The organism is uncultured Polaribacter sp. (genome assembly GCF_947503855.1).
Taxonomy (GTDB): Bacteria; Bacteroidota; Bacteroidia; order Flavobacteriales; family Flavobacteriaceae; genus Polaribacter.
In genome coordinates, this window is the sequence record NZ_CANNFF010000003.1 from 176,095 (window position 1) to 193,746 (window position 17,652).

At 30.2% G+C, this 17,652-nt stretch carries 13 protein-coding genes; 7 read left to right on the top strand and 6 right to left on the bottom strand.

All coding sequences use genetic code 11. The annotated features are described in order from the left end of the window. The first annotated feature begins 32 nt into the window (after window positions 1-32). Together Q0662_RS03815 and pruA are read left to right on the top strand one after the other, a co-directional pair. Window positions 33-1,028: a DUF3667 domain-containing protein gene (locus Q0662_RS03815; RefSeq protein ID WP_298947460.1), complete on the top strand. Its 996-nt coding sequence runs from the start codon at window positions 33-35 to the stop codon at window positions 1,026-1,028. A gap of 657 nt (window positions 1,029-1,685) precedes the next feature. Beyond that, complete coding sequence (gene pruA / locus Q0662_RS03820; RefSeq protein WP_298947297.1) at window positions 1,686-3,311, top strand: L-glutamate gamma-semialdehyde dehydrogenase; 1,626 nt, start codon at window positions 1,686-1,688, stop codon at window positions 3,309-3,311. A gap of 69 nt (window positions 3,312-3,380) precedes the next feature. Here the strand turns inward: pruA and Q0662_RS03825 are convergent, their stop codons facing one another. Next, a complete protein-coding gene (locus tag Q0662_RS03825) occupies window positions 3,381-6,668 on the bottom strand; it encodes a reprolysin-like metallopeptidase (RefSeq protein WP_298947299.1) in 3,288 nt (1,095 codons plus the stop codon). A gap of 66 nt (window positions 6,669-6,734) precedes the next feature. Between Q0662_RS03825 and lipB the strand changes: the two genes are divergently transcribed. After that, entirely contained in the window at window positions 6,735-7,436 is a 702-nt protein-coding gene (gene lipB / locus Q0662_RS03830; RefSeq protein ID WP_298947301.1) for a lipoyl(octanoyl) transferase LipB, read from the top strand. Between the two features lie 116 nt (window positions 7,437-7,552). Here lipB and Q0662_RS03835 read toward each other — a convergent pair whose 3' ends face one another. Together Q0662_RS03835 and Q0662_RS03840 are read right to left on the bottom strand one after the other, a co-directional pair. Further along, a complete protein-coding gene (locus Q0662_RS03835) occupies window positions 7,553-8,605 on the bottom strand; it encodes a nucleoid-associated protein (protein ID WP_298947303.1) in 1,053 nt (350 codons plus the stop codon). A 261-nt stretch (window positions 8,606-8,866) separates the two neighbouring features. Then, complete coding sequence (locus Q0662_RS03840; RefSeq protein WP_298947305.1) at window positions 8,867-9,466, bottom strand: ribonuclease HII; 600 nt, start codon at window positions 9,464-9,466, stop codon at window positions 8,867-8,869. A gap of 136 nt (window positions 9,467-9,602) precedes the next feature. Here Q0662_RS03840 and Q0662_RS03845 point away from each other — a divergent pair, with 136 nt between their 5' ends. Beyond that, entirely contained in the window at window positions 9,603-11,510 is a 1,908-nt protein-coding gene (locus Q0662_RS03845; RefSeq protein ID WP_298947307.1) for a putative porin, read from the top strand. 73 nt (window positions 11,511-11,583) lie between these two features. Further along, a complete protein-coding gene (locus Q0662_RS03850) occupies window positions 11,584-11,826 on the top strand; it encodes a hypothetical protein (RefSeq protein WP_298947309.1) in 243 nt (80 codons plus the stop codon). 14 nt (window positions 11,827-11,840) lie between these two features. On the opposite strand, the gene nhaC is transcribed toward Q0662_RS03850, so the two are convergent. Then, window positions 11,841-13,310, bottom strand: a complete 1,470-nt coding sequence (nhaC, locus tag Q0662_RS03855) for a Na+/H+ antiporter NhaC (protein WP_298947311.1) — start codon at window positions 13,308-13,310, stop codon at window positions 11,841-11,843. A gap of 79 nt (window positions 13,311-13,389) precedes the next feature. On the opposite strand from nhaC, the gene Q0662_RS03860 reads away from it, so the two are divergent. Beyond that, complete coding sequence (locus tag Q0662_RS03860) at window positions 13,390-14,412, top strand: metal-dependent hydrolase (RefSeq protein WP_298947313.1); 1,023 nt, start codon at window positions 13,390-13,392, stop codon at window positions 14,410-14,412. 221 nt (window positions 14,413-14,633) lie between these two features. On the opposite strand, the gene Q0662_RS03865 is transcribed toward Q0662_RS03860, so the two are convergent. Then, entirely contained in the window at window positions 14,634-15,833 is a 1,200-nt protein-coding gene (locus Q0662_RS03865; RefSeq protein WP_298947314.1) for an aminotransferase class I/II-fold pyridoxal phosphate-dependent enzyme, read from the bottom strand. A 157-nt stretch (window positions 15,834-15,990) separates the two neighbouring features. On the opposite strand from Q0662_RS03865, the gene Q0662_RS03870 reads away from it, so the two are divergent. Then, complete coding sequence (locus tag Q0662_RS03870) at window positions 15,991-16,452, top strand: Lrp/AsnC family transcriptional regulator (protein ID WP_298947317.1); 462 nt, start codon at window positions 15,991-15,993, stop codon at window positions 16,450-16,452. Between the two features lie 518 nt (window positions 16,453-16,970). Here Q0662_RS03870 and Q0662_RS03875 read toward each other — a convergent pair. Next, on the bottom strand, window positions 16,971-17,606 hold the full coding sequence (locus tag Q0662_RS03875; RefSeq protein WP_298947319.1) for a YceI family protein: 636 nt from the start codon (window positions 17,604-17,606) through the stop codon (window positions 16,971-16,973). Window positions 17,607-17,652 lie beyond the last annotated feature (46 nt).

Sequence of the window (17,652 nt, forward strand, 5' to 3'; positions counted from 1 at the left end):
ACAAAGGAAACAGCATTACATTTAAAAGTTTTATAAACGAAGTTTTTAATGGCCTATTTAATTTTGATGCCAAATTTTGGAACACTATTATACCTTTACTAATGAAACCCGGTATAGTTTCTAAAAACTATATTGATGGTAAAAGAAGCAGGTACTCTAACCCATTTCGTTTTTACTTAACGGTTTCAATTATTTTCTTTTTAATTTTAGGTATTTCTATGACAAAAGATAAATATGAAGTTTTAGCAGAAGATAGTGCAGACAAAATTGTGAACGAAATAAACAAAGAAAAAGCAAAAAAAGAGTTTAACGAAAAAGAGATCGACTCTGTAAAAAACAATGTAGCTAAAGTGCTAGAAAAATCTTTTATTCCTCTTTCTAAAAAAACAAAAGAAAAAGTTTTAGAAGAAGTAGAAAAGGAAATTAAGAAAGATAAAGACACTACTAAAAAAGAAAACAATAACTTTAACATTACTATTAATGAGGAAAACAATAGACTAAATAGTTTTTTAAAATACCAAAAGGAAAATCCCAAAAAAGCAATAAATGTAGCTTTAGACTCTTTAGGTTTCAAAAAAAACTTTACAAATCGATTTTTGTATACCAGAGCAAAAGCTGTAAATTCTTTGGCAACTAAAGATAGTAGAGAAGAGTTTTTAAGCCAAATAGTTTCATACAGTTCTGTTGCACTATTTATTTTATTACCCTTTTTTACCTTATTTTTAAAACTTTTTTATATCCGAAGAAAATACACTTATGTAGATCATTTGATTTTTGTATTCCATATACAAACTGTATTTTTTATGTTGTTTTCAATTTATTTTATCTTAGAAATATTAGACATAACTCCAGAAACATGGATTTTCTTAGCACTGTTTCTAATGTACCTAATTATTGCAATGAAAAAATTTTACCAACAAGGTTATTTAAAAACAATTATAAAATTCTGTCTACTAAATTTCAGCTATTCCTTATTAGCAATTATCGGCTTTAGTTTACTATCTATTATATCTCTAATGTTGTTTTAAAATCTTTGTTTTTAGAGAGCCAACGTACAAAACTATCTTTTCTTAAACGCTTGATTTTTTTGGTGTACAAATTTGATGAAGATCCTATTTTATAGTGCTTGAGTTAGTTTTTTTAAGTGCTTTTTATCTCCATCCCAGAGCAATTCAAAGGTTGCTATATATTTATGCCAATCAACCAAAATTATGGCAAATAGCTCAATATCATTAAAATTATGAATAAAAGCTACTACATTATAGTAGATAAAATATTTTTTAAAATTACACCTCTACTCATATGGTAATTTGCTTTTCGGTTATAAATTTTAAAACGACCATTTAACAAACAAATCAACCATGTTTTTCGCTAATACCAATCTATGCAACACCAGCCAATTTATCTTTTGGATAGGATAATTTTAAGCTTCTTCCATACAACTACTTGGTGATAAGATTTTTCTTAATACATTTCATCTCTATCGGAGGTTAGTATAAAAAATTTTTAGCTAAAGGTAGATAGGTAATTGCACAAATGATAAATTATGATTAATTTTAATTTTTAGAGATATTTTTGGTTTTAATGCAATAAAACATGATAAACATCTATTAAAATTATTGAAACAAAAATTGTAACTTTACATTTTACAAATTAAACGAATAAATTTAAAAACTTATAATATTATGGCAAGAGGATTTTTTAATGTACCAATTGCGGTAAACGAACCCGTAAAAAGTTATGCACCTAACTCTCCTGAGAGGAAAGAGTTACTAGATACCTATAGAAGCATGTACAAGGATAATATTGATATCCCAATGCATATAAATGGTGAAGAAGTAAGAACAGGAAATACTAGAAATATTACACCACCTCATGACCATAAACATATTGTTGGACAATATCATACAGCAGAAAAAAAACATGTAGATGAAGCTATTAGTTCGGCACTAGCAGCAAGACAAGCTTGGTCTAGTGTTAGTTGGATGGAACGTGCTTCTATCTTTTTAAAAGCTGCAGAATTATTAGCAGGACCTTACAGAGCAAAAATGAATGCAGCAACTATGATTGCACAATCTAAAAATGTACATCAGGCAGAAATTGATGCCGCTTGCGAAATGATTGATTTCTTTAAATTTAATGTACAATACATGACAGATATTTTTAAAGATCAACCAGAATCTGCACCAGGAATTTGGAACAGAGTTGAGTACAGACCTTTAGAAGGTTTTGTGTATGCAATCTCTCCTTTTAACTTTACATCAATTGCTGCAAACTTACCAGCAGCTGCTGCTTTAATGGGTAACGTTGTGGTTTGGAAACCATCTGATCATCAAGCTTATTCTGCACAAGTAATTGTAGATTTATTTAAAGAAGCTGGCCTGCCAGATGGAGTTATTAATGTGGTTTACGGAGATCCTGTTATGATTTCTGATACAGTTTTGGCTTCTCCAGATTTTTCTGGATTGCACTTTACAGGCTCTACCACTGTATTTAAAAACTTATGGAAACAAATTGGTAACAACATCCATACTTACAAAACATACCCAAGAATTGTTGGAGAAACTGGTGGTAAAGATTTTATTTGGGCACACAATTCTGCAAACCCTTTACAAGTAGCTACAGCAATTACTAGAGGTGCTTTTGAATATCAAGGTCAAAAATGTTCTGCAGCTTCTCGCGCTTACATACCAACTTCTATGTGGAAAGAAGTTAAAGAGCATTTAACAAAACAAGTAAACGAATTAAAAATGGGTTCTCCAGAAGACCCTTCTAACTTTGTAAACGCTGTTATACACGAAGGTTCTTTTAATAAAATATCTAAATATATAGACGCCGCAAAAGAAGACAGTGATGCAGAGATTATTTTAGGTGGTAACCACGATAAATCTGTAGGTTATTTTATAGAACCCACTGTTATTTTGGCAAAATCGCCAACATATGCAACCATGACAACTGAGTTATTTGGCCCTGTAATTACTATTTATTTATATGAAGATAATGAATGGGAACATTCTTTAGAATTGGTAGATACATCAACAGAGTATGCATTAACGGGTGCAATTTTTTCTACGGATAGGTATATTGTAGAAAAAGCTTCTAAAGCTTTAGAAAATGCTGCAGGTAACTTTTATATAAATGATAAACCAACTGGAGCAGTTGTTGGACAACAACCTTTTGGTGGTGCTAGAGCTTCTGGTACAAATGACAAAGCAGGTTCTGCACAAAACTTATTACGCTGGACCTCTGTAAGATTAATTAAAGAAACATTTGTAACTCCAAAAGATTATAAATACCCTTTCTTAGGATAGAAATAAAAAAGTATTCATAAAAAAAGCCTCATTTTTAATTTAATGAGGCTTTTCTATTTTGTAGACTTTCTATTTTATAAGCAGCTTTTGTATAGTTTGTTTTTTACCATTGATTACTTTCAATAAATACAATCCGGAAGATGTATTTTCAAAAGTAATTTTTTCAGAAAAGCTTGTTTTTGTAGTAGCATACTTTTTTGCTGAAACCAATCTACCCCTTACATCAAACAATTGAATAAGAACCTTGTTATTAATATCTACTTCTAAATTTAAATTAAAAGTTCCGTTATTCGGATTTGGATATATATTAAAATTAGCAAAAGAAGTATCTAGTATTGAAGCTGTATTATCTACAATTATTGAGTAATCTTCAGTTTCCCCCCATTCTGTTAAGTGATCTGCATCACAGGGTCCATCTCCAAAACCATCTGTTGGATCATCATATTCTATAATTACTCGCATTCTTGTTTGACCCAATTTTGCATCTGCAGGTACATTAATAGAAAGTGTAGCTGTTGCAACGTCTTCTAATTTTGTTCCTAAATCATACCTTTCTGTAGCTTTGTCAAAAATAAAATCCTGATTCCAATCAATAAATACATAACAATGGTCTTGATAACCAGCCGTATCAAAAGTTACACTAATAGTGTAGTTTGTATCTTTTAACACATTTGCATTTATACTTGTAAAATCTTGATATCCATCTGATGTATCATTCCCAGAATTATTATTTATACCTGCAAAAGTCACATTGGTTATATGCTCTGATCCATTTGCTTCATCTGTAAATAAAGAAACACAATAACTTGGTACTTCTGTTGTAAAACTAAATGTAGGTGAAAAAGCACTTTCATTACAATTGTTTTTAGATTTTACTCGCCAAAAGTAATTGGTATCTCCACTTACATTATTCAAGGTGTACTCACTTGTGCTTACATTTCCACTTGCTACAATATTATTAAAGTTGATATCACTTGCAACTTCTACATCATAAGAAATTGCATTTGCATCTGCTTGCCAAATTAAATTTTGTGTTAAAGCCACACCTGTTGCGCCATTTGTAGGTGATGATAGCGTAACTGGTGTTAAGTTAGATGCTGTAACTTTTAAAAAAACGTCTAAATTCTGACTGACTGAAGTTGATGTACCCAACACATTTATGGTGTACTCTTGTGCTATAGCACCATCTAAATTAGACACATTCATAACAACTGTAGCATCATCTGATAATGTAGTTGGACTAAAACTAACCAGAGAACCAGCAGGCTGTCCAGTTGCAGAAAGTGTAACATTTTCTGTAAAACCGTTAATAAAATCTAGGTTTAAATTAAAATCTACACTTTGGTTTCCAGCATTACAAGCAGAAACGTTTGTACTTTCATTTGTAATTATAAAAGTTGGTATTGTTGAAAGTATTTCTAAGTTAGTACTATTTACATTGTAAAAAATATTGTCTGAAGCCATCACCATAATTCTAGCCTCAGTAGTTACATTATTGGGTACTAAAATAACTTCTGAACCATCATTAGGTGTATTTTCTTTTAAAATGATTGGAAAAGTTACTCCACCATCTGTAGACATTTTTATAGTTACGTTCGAACAATTTATAGGTGCAATGTCTGTAGTTCCTTTATTCCAAGTAACGGTTTGAGAGCTTCCTGCATTCCAGGTAGCAGCAGAGTTTTGTGATGTGACTACAAAAGCTTCTGCATCTGTAACTGTAACTGTTACATCATCTCTATTAAAAGCACCACCCGTTGCATTATTATCTCTAACCAAAAAAGAAAAATTAAGTTCTCTGGCTACAGCAGGTATTACTTCCCAAGTAGAAGATATATTACCATTAATTACAGTTTCTAATTTTGGGAAATATCTTTCTGGGTTAGTAACTGGAAGAAATGACCTAAACATAGGGCCAACAGAGTTAGATGATGATGGTGGCATTGTAGCAGTTTCATTATCTATCTGCTCCCAATTGTAAGTTAATGTATTTAGACCATCTGTGTCTGTTGCTTCTCCTTTTAAAACAAATGGTGTAGATTTTGGGATACTGTAATCTAAACCCGCATTTGCTACTGGTGTACTATTTCCGTTTGGAGTTAATGTTGCACAGTTACCAGAAGATTGTAAAATATTCTGCATTTGAGCAATGCTTACTGCGTGAAAATAATCATCACTTTGCCCTTGTACATTTGGCAAACATATACCTGCATACCCCATTATTGTAGAGGCACTACCAGGCTCTACAGCTGTTTCATTTGTTCTGTTACAATCGTTATTTTGTGTATGTGTTGCACCAAATTGATGCCCAATTTCATGCGCAACAAAATCTATATCATAAGGGTCTCCAATAGGGGCGCCTCTACCTGTTACTCCTTTTGCTTTTTGATTAGTGACACATACAACACCTAAACCTGCTAAACCATCACCACCAATACTAAAAATATGTCCAATATCATAATTTGCATTTCCTATTTGAGTATCTGCAATTGATTGACTTTCATCAATCATTTCATTAGGATCTCCATCAGTAATATTGTCTGTTGATGCCTCTAAAAATATAATTTTATCATTATCGTCAACAATTTCCATTTTTACAGCCAGTTCTTTTTCAAAAACCCCATTAACTCTTGTTATAGAGGTATTCATTGCAGATAAAACAGCGGCTTTTTTTTCTTGTTCTGTTGCTGTTGCTGGTACATTTTGGTTTGATAGATGAAATTGAGCATATTCTCCACTACAAATCAATGCCAAACGAAAAGTTCTTAGGTTTCCATCGTTTACAATATTAGATTTTAAATTAGGTGAATATTGATTTTTTGAAGTTGCTTCAACATCACACTTAAAAGCTTTGTCTTCTTTATTTAAATCTGATGTTTTATAAACAATAAAGTCATTGTTATTTACCGTATAAGGGTCTATGTAAATAGTTTTAGATTCTGCTGTAAAAATAATTGCATGAAAACCATCTGTACCCATACTTATTTTTGCATAAGATGTTGGATTATCTACACCAATAGCTGTGTACGATTTTATATTTGGAAATTTAGCAGATAACTTTTGACTAAAATTAGAAGATTCTGTAATGATAAATGATTCTAAATTACCTAATTCATTTGGTAATTTAATTTGCATATTTGCAGACTTTAAATTGCTATTTAATATGGCTTGTAACGTATTGGTATTTAAAGAAAAAAGCTTGTATTTATTGGGAAAATTCTTAAAACTACGTATTTTTTTTTTTGAAGTATAGTAGTTTTCTCCGTCAACTTTTTGCCATAAATCTTGCGCATTTATAGAGGCTGTAAAAAGCATTAGAACAAAAACGTTTAATAAGTAAAATTGTTTCGTTTTCATAAATAACAATTTAGTAGATATCAATCTTTCAAATATAAGGAAATATTTATCTTTGTTGTTGAGATTATGAACAGAAACATACTACTTAAAGATTTAAAGGTTAAAGATTATAAAGAAACTTGGGATTATCAATCTAAACTTTTGCAAGAAATTGTAGATGTTAAAATTGAAAACCGTAGAAAAAATATTTCTAAAATTACAGATAATTATTTTTTATTTGTAGAGCATCCTCATGTATATACTTTAGGCAAAAGTGGCGATTTAAGCAACCTATTACTTTCTGAAAAACAAATGGCCGAAAAAGGGGCTACATTTTACAAAATAAATAGAGGTGGCGACATTACCTACCATGGCCCAGGGCAAATTGTGGGTTATCCTATTTTAGACTTAGAAAACTTTTTTACAGACATACATAAATACCTGCGTTTGTTAGAGGAAAGCATTATTTTAACCATTGCAGAATATGGTTTAAAAGGCGAAAGAAGTGAAGGAGAAACTGGTGTTTGGTTAGATGTTGATACTCCTTTTGCTCGTAAAATTTGTGCTATGGGCATTCGTTCTTCACGTTGGGTAACTATGCATGGTTTTGCTTTAAATGTAAACACCAATTTAGGGTATTTTGACAATATAATTCCTTGTGGAATTCGTGGGAAAGCAGTTGCTTCTATGGAGGCTGAATTGGGTAAAAAGCTAGACCAAGAAGAAGTAAAACTTAAAATTTTAAAGCACTTTAAAAACCTTTTTGAGGTGGATGCTTTTTTAAATTAGTTTGAAGTTTGAAGTTTGAAGTTTGAAGTTTGAAGTTAAAAATTAAAAAAATCCCCAACTAACAACTAACAACTAACAAGTAACAACTAACAACTAACAACTAACAACTAACAAACCTACTTCTCCTCATTAAAATAAACTTTGTAATATTTCATTTTTTTCTCTTCATCATAACCTCTTTCTAAATATTCTGAAGCTGCTTCTGGTGCATCTACATCTAATTTTATATTGATGTTGGTATCTAATTTAATTTCTGTTTTTAACTTGCTTTTTTCTTTCTTTAAAACTACTCCAGAAACATCAAAATTGTTTCTAATTAACACATCATTTAAGGTTTCGAAGTGTTTTTTATAATCATCAAACAACTCTTTGTGTTTATCTTGCTCAAAAACTTCCTCTTTAAAATCATGATAGTCAACAGCTTCGTGTTCTTTAAAATAATCTACTGTATTTGCTAAAAAATTACCTTGTTCTTGCATGCCTAATTCTGGTTTTAGCACTTCTTCAGAAAACTCTTTACACATTTCTAAATAGCTTTGTGTATGTGAATTGTAATCGTCTGCTAATTTTACACCTAAGAAATTTTTTATCCAATATTGGGCATCGTAATTATTGTTATCTACAGAAAAAACAACAGTACCTTCTGTGTCTGATGTATTTAAAACCAAACAACCTTTGTCTATTTTTCTAGTTGAAATTCCTTTTTGAACCACCACATCCCAACTTTCGTTATCGTCTAAATAGGTTTGAAAAAAATCTACTTTATTTTCTATTTTAAAAATCCCTACTGCTTCGGTTAATACATCTTTATACTCTATACCTTCTATGAAAACGACCAAAACATCACCCGTTTTTATTTGCGCAGAATTAGATTGTTCGTACAAATGATTTACAATGTTTTTAGAATATTCTACAAACGTGCTTTCTTCTTTAAACACTTCTGATGCGTAATTATTAATCTCATTTAAGCGCACATCTGCATGATGTGTAAAGCGATAACTTTGCGTTAAACTACCAAAGGGTTTTAACAGAAAACTCTTCATTAAATCGTAACTTTCTTGGTCGAAACGAATTAAATCTTCTGAAAAAACATTGTGCCCACTATTAAATTTGTTTGCCACTTTATGAAGTATACATTTGGTAATTTCTGCTCTGGTTTTTTTTATCATCAGTAAGAATTTTGGAGCGTAAAAATAATTGAATTTTTAAATAGTTTAAGGTTATTTCTAAAAGTTTATAAACAAGTTTAGCCCTAATTGAACTTTTTGTTGAGTTAAAGATAAATTATATGTCTGAGCTCTTTTTTTTTTACGCTGAACTCTATTTAGTATTTGTTCTAAATAATAAAATTACTCCTTTATAAAAAAGATGATAAATTAAATTAAGCATAAAAAAGCAAGTAGTAAAAGCAGAAAATAGCTTCTAAAAAATTACAACTTTAATTTTAGTTGTTCTGGCAATAACTTAAAAGATTTTCTATGATAATCTGTGGCACCAAACTGCCTGATGGCGTTTCTGTGTTGTTTGGTAGGATACCCTTTGTTTTTTTGCCAATTATACATGGGAAACTCTAGATGTATTTTTGACATATATTCATCTCTATAAGTTTTTGCTAACACAGATGCTGCTGCAATGCTTAAGTATTTTGCATCACCTTTTACAATAGTTTTATGCGGAATTTTCTTGTAGTTTTTAAACTTATTGCCATCTACGATTATAAATTCTGGCTCAATTTTAAGCATTTCTATAGAACGATGCATTCCTGTAATAGAAGCTTGCAAAACGTTAATTTGATCAACTTCTTGCTGCCAAACAAAAGAAACTCCGTAGGCAAGAGCATTTTTCTCTATAAAAGGGCGCAATTCTTCTCTTCGTTTTTCTGACAATTGCTTAGAATCGTTTAAAAAAGGATGTGAAAAATCTGCAGGTAAAATTACAGCTGCTGCCACAACTGGTCCAGATAAACAACCTCTACCAGCTTCGTCTGTACCTGCCTCTAAAGTGTAACCACTGTAATTTAATTTTAGCATTTTACAAAGAAAAGAAGAATTAACAGTTTTCAAAATAATTATTGGCTATTATTTTCGTTTTATTATTTTACATTTGTCCTTGTATATTATTAGTATGAATAAACAACTTTTTACTTTTTTGTGTCTTTGTCTTTTAATGATAAGTACGACTTTTTCTCAGCGCAGTTTAGGGGGTATTCAAAGAGGTAATACAAATACTAATAGCAATAATAAAGGAAAAGTAAATGTTACGCTTTCTGGCAAAACAAAATATACAGATTACAAAATCTTTTCTCATCAAAGAGACACCACTTATATAGACACTACACTTTCTATCAAAAAAGAGTATAAGTTTAATTATTTACGTAAAGATTTATTTGAGTTTTTAGAGTTTCATAACCAAGGGCAAACATTAAATAATTTAGGCTATAGTTTTAATTCTATTCATAGATTGCCAGATATTGGTTTTTCTGCAAAACAAGTTAGTTATTTAGATGTAGAAGACATAAAATATTATGAAGTACCTACAACAACCACAGAAATATTGTACAGAACTGGTTTACAACAAGGGCAAGTTTTAGATGCTTTGTTTACCATAAATTTTTCTAAAAGATTAAATGTATCTCTTTCTTATAAAGGCTTGCGCTCTTTGGGTGCTTATAGAAGAGCGTTGGTTAGTAATGGTAATTTTAGAGGTACTTTTCATTACAGAACTAAAGAAAATCAATATCAAATAAGGGCGCATTTAACTACACAAGATTTTTTTCATCAAGAAAATGGTGGATTAACACCAGGTGCTTTACAGAATTTTATAGATGATGCTCCAGATTTTACAACAAGAGCACGTTTAGATGTAAACTTAACAGATACTGAAAGTCAGTTTGACTCAAATAGATTTTTTTTAGAACACAGCTATAAACTTGTTGCAAGTAAAGATACCATTACTAATAAAGATTTTAGCAATTTAAAAATTGGGCATATATTAACCAAAGAAAATAAATCTTTCGAGTTTATACAAACTTCTTTAACGCCTACTTTTTTTGGTGATGCAAGTTCTTCTGACCCCAATAACAAACAAGCACAAAGTACCATTACCAACAACGAATTAAATTTAGAATTTAACTCTAAATATGTTTTAGGAAAATTTAAAGCAAAAACAAACTTAACTAGTTATACATATGGTTATGATACTATTTTAAATAGTAATAGCAATATCAACAAATTAAAAATAGAGGGAAATGCCATTTCTTTTGGCGCAGATTGGAAAGCTAAAATTAAAAACTTTCAGCTAAATGCAGATGCAAGTATTACCCCAGGAACTGGAAGACTATCTGGTAATTATATTAAAGGAGAAGCTGTTTATAAAAAAGATAGTATTTTTTCTTTAAAAGGTACTTTATTATTGAGTTCTAAATCGCCCAATTTTAATACACTTTTACACCAAAGTGAATATGATAATTACAACTGGCAAAATGAAACATTTAGCAATGTAAACACTAGAGATTTAGGTTTTAGCTTACAGTCTAAATGGTTAAATACTTCGTTAAATTTTACCAATATAGATAACTACACCTATTTTAATGAAGCTAGCCAACCAGAACAATTTACAGACCAAATAGTATACTTAAAAGTAAAAGCAAACAGAGAATTTAGATTGGGTAAATTTGCTTTAGACAATACATTTATGTACCAAAATGTTAGCAGTGGTAGTTCTGTTTTTAGGGTACCAGAATTTGTAACTAGAAATACTTTTTACTATACAGATTATTGGTTTAAAGGCAAACCGATGTTGGTAAATATGGGGTTTACTTTTAAGTATTTTACAGCATATAATGCCAATGCTTACAATCCGCTTTTAGGCGAATTTAGAATACAAAATGATGAAGAAATAGGTTTTCCAACTTTTGATGTATTTTTTAATGCACAAGTGCGAAGAACTCGTATTTACTTTAAAATAGACAATGCTACCGCTGGTTTTACAAAAAAGAACTATTTTACTGCACCCAATTACCCTTATAGAGATTTTACCATTCGTTTTGGTTTGGTTTGGAATTGGTTTATATAAAAATCATCAAACTATATACTGTTACTTTTAGTAACTTTTAAACAATAAAAAAATTATATCAAAAAGTTTTAACATGAAAAATCAACTTATAAATAACTGGAAACTTTTTTTAATAGCAAGTTTAACTTTAGGTTTAGCCCCTTTTAATCCACCACATATTTGGGGTAAAATTCAATGGATTTTAGGTGGAAATGCTTTTTCTGGTAAAGATGCAATGCAAGCCCAAGATTGGTTTGATGTTGTATTGCATGGAACTCCCTGGGTTTTATTGCTAATTTCTGGAGTTTTAAATATCTTTAAAACAAAAAATAATTAGTTAAAATGAAAAAATTACTTTTTAACTAACTGCTTAATCTTAATGTTTAAAGCAGCAAACAACAGCGTTGTAAACGGACTTAAATAATTAAAAATAGCATATACAAAATAATCTGCTACAGAAACACCTAAAACTCCAGATTGATAAGCACCACAGGTATTCCACGGAATTAAAACCGAAGTTACCGTACCAGAATCTTCTAAAGTTCTACTTAAATTTTCTGGTGCTAAACCTTTATCTTCATAAGCTTTTTTAAACATTTTACCGGGTATAACTATTGCCAAATATTGGTCTGACGCTATTGCATTTAAACCTAAACAACTTACTACTGTACTTGCAAACAAACCAAAAACAGAGCTTGCAACAGCTAATAAACTTTTAGTAATTTTTGCCAAAGCTCCAATGGCATCCATTACACCACCAAAAACCATAGCGCAAATAATTAAAAAGATGGTCCATAACATACCTTTCATTCCACCTGATGAAAAAAGTTCCGATAATTTATCATTATCAGTTTCTATGCTTGTGTCTGTTAAAATTGCATTTATAATTGAGGTAAATTTCGTTTCAGATAAGTTTGCTAAAACATCACTTTGAAAAATAAAAGCGAAAACTGCTGCTAAAATAACTCCTACTCCTAAAGCTATTAAAGGTTTGGTTTTTAATAAAATCATTGCAATTACAACTCCTGGAACTATAAACAACCAAGGAGAAATATAAAAAGTGGTATCTATAGTTACTAATAAATTACTAATATCTGCACTACCTTTAGTATCTATTGTACTACTTAAAAATGCAAAAACAATTAAAGTAAACAAAATTGTTGGTACTGTTGTAATTGCCATGTATTTTATGTGTGTAAACAAATCTGTACCTGCCATGGCAGGCGCTAAGTTTGTAGTATCTGAAAGTGGAGACATTTTATCACCAAAATACGCTCCAGAAATTACGGCTCCAGCAATCATTCCTGGAGATATACCCAAAGCACTACCAATACCTACTAAAGCAATACCCACTGTTGCAGAAGTAGTCCAAGAACTTCCAGTTGCAATAGAAATAATAGCTGCTATTATTACAGTTGCTGGTAAAAATATTTCAGGACTTAAAACCTGTAAGCCATAATACACCATTGCTGGTATAATGCCACTAACCAACCAAGAACCTGCTAATGCACCTACTAAAAACAAAATCATTATCGGTACAAAAACACTTTTCCAGTTTTCCCAAACCTCTGCAATCATATTGCCAACAGAAATTTTATTAAAAAAACCAACAGCTGCTGCAACCAAAGCTCCCATTAATAATATGTATTGATTGGTATAGGCACCAAACCATTCTTGATCTTCTACAAAAAAGATATTATATGCCAATAAACACATTAAAATTACCACAGGAATTAAAGACTCTAAAAGGTTTAACTCTTTATTATCTATCATTTTTTGACCTTCAATATCTATTTCTGAAAGATTCTTTTTTTCTGACATTCTTTAAATTTTTGTTCTGTAATGTTACGATTTTACAAGAAGTTATGCAAATTGATTTGGTTACACTATTTTTACGCTTATGGATTCATTAACGCAAATTGTTTTAGGTGCTGCTTGTGGAGAACTTGTTTTAGGCAAAAAGATTGGCAACAAGGCATTATTATTTGGAGCCATTGGTGGTACCATTCCTGATTTAGATGTTTTTATTGGAAGTTTTTTGTACAATAACGAAATACAAGCCATGGCTTTTCATAGAGGTTTTATGCACTCTATTCTGTTTGCTGTTTTGGGTTGTTTTGCTTTTGGATGGATTACATACAAACTCTACAATACAAAAAAAAGAACTGGTACAACCCAATTAAAAGATTGGATTCTGTTGTTCTTTTGGGCCATTTTTACACATCCGCTTTTAGATTGTTTTACTCCTTATGGAACGCAACTTTTTGCCCCTTTCTCTAATTACAGAGTCGCTTTTAATAATATTTCTGTTGTTGACCCATTATATACCTTGCCTTTTCTATTTTGTATGATTGTTGTACTTTTTTTGAAAAGAACGAACTTAAAAAGATTACAATGGACCAAAGTTGGTATTTACATAAGTAGTATTTACATGGTTTTTACACTGTTTAATAAGTTTTATATAAATCGTGTTTTTAAAAAATCTTTTAAAAAAGCAGGTATTTCTTTTCAGCGTTTTTCTGCACAACCCACTATTTTAAACAATATTTTATGGTATGCAGTTGCAGAAACAGCCACAGAATATCACCTTACCTTTTACTCTCATTTTGATAAAAGTACCACCGCAGATAAAATGATTACCATTACTAAAAATCATGAGGTTATTGATATGAATGATAAAAATTTACAAACCTTAGCATGGTTTAGTAATGATTATTTTACAATTCATAAAAAAGAAAAAATTAGTACTTTTAAATATACTGATTTAAGATATCCTATGGTAAATCCTGATGATGTAAACACCTCGATTTTTAATTTTACCGTATATCTTGAAAATGGTGAATGGGATATTTTACCTTTTGATGGAAATACACCCAGTAAAGAAGATTTTGCAAAATTTACAAAACGTTTTTGGGGAATTTAAAAATTTTTATTTTTATTTTAAAAAAACTCAAAGGTTTAGATACTGAAATAAATTCAGCTCAAAAACCTGTAAACTCTAAAAATGTAATTGTATTTTTAAATTACTGTTTTTTCGGGGTTTCAATATGCGTTAAGGATTGAGCAATTGTTTGAGCTCTTTTTTGTTTTTTACAAAAAAAGCGAGTGTGAAAGCCTGACCTGAAAGGAAACGCCCTAAAAAATTTATAAAAGCCCAACTTGATGCATGCAAGAATTCATGATTTGGTAAGTTCTTTCTATGTTGGCATCTAAACCAATAGAAAAACGAATTAAACCATTGCTTAAACCCATTTCCGCTTGCTCTTCTTCGGGTATTTCTGATGATGTAGAGCTTCCTGGAGCAGAAAATAGGGTTTTGTAAAAGCCTAAACTTACTGCTAAACAACCTAAATTTTTTTGTTGCATTAGCTCCATTAATTCGTTGGCTTTTTCTAGAGAACCTACATCTATAGTTAACATGCCTCCAAAGCCATATGTTGCATTCATCATACTTTTAAATAGTTGATGAGATGGGTGTGATTGTAAACCTGGATATACCGTTTTTAAACCGTCTTTTTGGAATTTATCTGCTAAATATGCTGCATTAAAGCTGTGTTGTTTCATTCTAATATGCAAGGTTCGTAGATTTTTTAAAACGGATGAAGCTCTTAAACTATCCATAGTAGAACCCAACAACATACTTGCGCCGTTATTTACATTTCGTAAATTATCTATAATTTTTTGGGATGCACAAACCACACCACCAACAGTATCTGAAGAACCATTGATGAATTTTGTTAAACTGTGGCAAACTATATCTGCCCCTAATTTGGCTGGGGAAATTGATAATGGGGAAAACGTATTGTCTACTACCAATTTTAAATTGTGTTTTTTAGCTAATTTTGATAACCCTACAATATCTGCAACTTCTAGTAAGGGATTACTTACAGATTCGCAATACAAAACTTTGGTGTTTTTTGTAATTGCTGCTTCTACAACTTCTAATTTTGTAATGTCTACAAAGGTAGTTTCTACCCCAAATCTTGAAATAAAGTTTTTTAAAAATGCGTAAGTACCTCCATAAATAGTTCTACTAGAAACGATATGATCTCCTGCGCCACACAATTGCATTAAAACGGGGGTAATGGCTCCCATACCTGAAGCTGAAACATTGGCTGTTTCTGTACCTTCCATAGCTGCTAAAGCTTCGCCTAAATATAAATTACTAGGTGATAAATGGCGTGAATATAAGTAACAACCGTCTGCATTTCCTTCAAAAGTATCGAACATGGTTTTTGCTGATGTAAATGTGTAGGTTGATGAATCTGAAATGGACGGGTTTACACCACCAAACTCGCTAAAATATTGTAAATCTTGAATTTTATCTGCAGGGTCGAATTTCATAATTATTGTTTTTAGTTTAGTTCAAAATTAAATAGATACAGATAATTAATCAATGATTTACAATAAATATAGATTTTATTTCTATATTTATATTTTTATATAGTTTTAAAAACTATTATAAAATCAACTTTACTCTTTTTTTAGAAAATTTTTAAGTATGGTATTAGATAACATCGATAAAAAACTAATTAATTTATTACAAAAAGACAGCAAACAGACTACAAAAAAACTGTCTTTGCAATTAAACTTATCTGTTACTGCAGTTTATGAGCGTATTAAAAAATTAGAGAAAGAAAAAGTGATAGAGAACTATGTTGCAATCATAAATAAAAATAAAATTGGAAAGTCTTTTTTAGTGTTTTGTCACATTAAATTGGTACAGCATGCTAAAGAATATGTAACTACTTTTGAACGTGAAGTGATAGAATTAGCAGAAGTTTCTGAATGTTTCCACGTAAGTGGAGATTATGATTATATTTTAAAAATTTATGTAGAAAATATGGAAGCTTACAGAGATTTTATGATTACCAAATTAACTGCCATAAAATATATTGGCAGTACGCATAGTATTTTTACCATAGGAAATGTAAAAAATACTACAGAAATAAACCTAGACTAAAGTAAAATCTATACCATAAATTCTTACCGCGCTTTATATATATTTTTGTATAAATTACTATTTATTTTAACTTCAATTTTTTACCAATAATAAAATTGGTTCTAGGTCTGTTGGGATTTATCTATGTGATATTTGTATTATTAAAAATAGAAAGTGTTCGGTTTACAATCAAAAAAAACATCAACTGGAAAAGCTTTTGGAAAAGTACTTTATTAAAGTTCTTAATCATTGCCATTTCTACAATACTTTTTGTTTGGTATACAGATACAAATAGTCTTTTTACAGAAGTTTGTAAACAAGCCTAAGATTTGATTGCTCTTCTTAGTTATTTTCACCTTATTATCTGTGTATCCTCAAGAATTGTTATTTAGAACATACAATTCGTGGTTGTTTTGTGTACACTACTAGTATGGGAGCTTTGTTGTAGTTTTAGTGGTTATTATAGATAAAAAAAGATCCAAAAATAAATTTTTTGGATCTTTTGATTTGTAAAATAATTATTTACAAGAAAGAAATAATTATTTAGTTTTTACAGTAAAAGATAATTCCATCATATCATCGATAAACTTGTCTTTTAAATTATCAAAAAATGATTTAGAAGCATATTTTACATTAAAATCTGCTCTATCTACATTAAAAGTTTCGCTTTTAAAAATAGTTGTATCTCCTTCTGTTGATAACATTGCAGGTATTGTAATGCTTTTTGTAACATCTTTAATTGTTAAGTTTCCTGTTACGTGTAATTTATCTTCTTTCTCTTCTACATTTGTAATTACAAACTTAGAAGTTGGGTATGTAGCAACATCAAAAAAGTCTGCAGAAGTTAGATGCCCAACTAATTTAGCATTTCCATCATTATCTGCAGGAATATCTAAATTTTTAATTGAAGACATGTCAATTACAAATTCTCCACCTGTTAAAGTACCATTTTCTATTAGTAAAGAACCTTCTTTTAATAGTATTACTCCATTATGAGCTCCTGTTGGTTTTGTACCTTTCCAAGTAATTTCAGAGTTAGCTGTATCTACATTATTTAAAGCTGCAAGTTTTTCAACTTTTACTTCTTCTTTAGTTTCTACTTTTTCTTTCTTTTCGCCTTTACATGCAGTTAAAACTGATGCTACAACTGCGAGTGTTAAAATTATTTTTTTCATATTTATTTTATCGTTTAAAATTATTAGTTGCACAAATATATGTAAT

Bases quoted from the DNA above. Each gene is read 5' to 3' on its own strand.
- pruA (WP_298947297.1), top strand. From the start codon at position 1,686: ATGGCAAGAGGATTTTTTAATGTACCAATTGCGGTAAACGAACCCGTA.
- Q0662_RS03825 (WP_298947299.1), bottom strand. From the start codon at position 6,668: ATGAAAACGAAACAATTTTACTTATTAAACGTTTTTGTTCTAATGCTT.
- lipB (WP_298947301.1), top strand. From the start codon at position 6,735: ATGAACAGAAACATACTACTTAAAGATTTAAAGGTTAAAGATTATAAA.
- Q0662_RS03835 (WP_298947303.1), bottom strand. From the start codon at position 8,605: ATGATAAAAAAAACCAGAGCAGAAATTACCAAATGTATACTTCATAAA.
- Q0662_RS03840 (WP_298947305.1), bottom strand. From the start codon at position 9,466: ATGCTAAAATTAAATTACAGTGGTTACACTTTAGAGGCAGGTACAGAC.
- Q0662_RS03845 (WP_298947307.1), top strand. From the start codon at position 9,603: ATGATAAGTACGACTTTTTCTCAGCGCAGTTTAGGGGGTATTCAAAGA.
- Q0662_RS03850 (WP_298947309.1), top strand. From the start codon at position 11,584: ATGAAAAATCAACTTATAAATAACTGGAAACTTTTTTTAATAGCAAGT.
- nhaC (WP_298947311.1), bottom strand. From the start codon at position 13,310: ATGTCAGAAAAAAAGAATCTTTCAGAAATAGATATTGAAGGTCAAAAA.
- Q0662_RS03860 (WP_298947313.1), top strand. From the start codon at position 13,390: ATGGATTCATTAACGCAAATTGTTTTAGGTGCTGCTTGTGGAGAACTT.
- Q0662_RS03865 (WP_298947314.1), bottom strand. From the start codon at position 15,833: ATGAAATTCGACCCTGCAGATAAAATTCAAGATTTACAATATTTTAGC.
- Q0662_RS03870 (WP_298947317.1), top strand. From the start codon at position 15,991: ATGGTATTAGATAACATCGATAAAAAACTAATTAATTTATTACAAAAA.
- Q0662_RS03875 (WP_298947319.1), bottom strand. From the start codon at position 17,606: ATGAAAAAAATAATTTTAACACTCGCAGTTGTAGCATCAGTTTTAACT.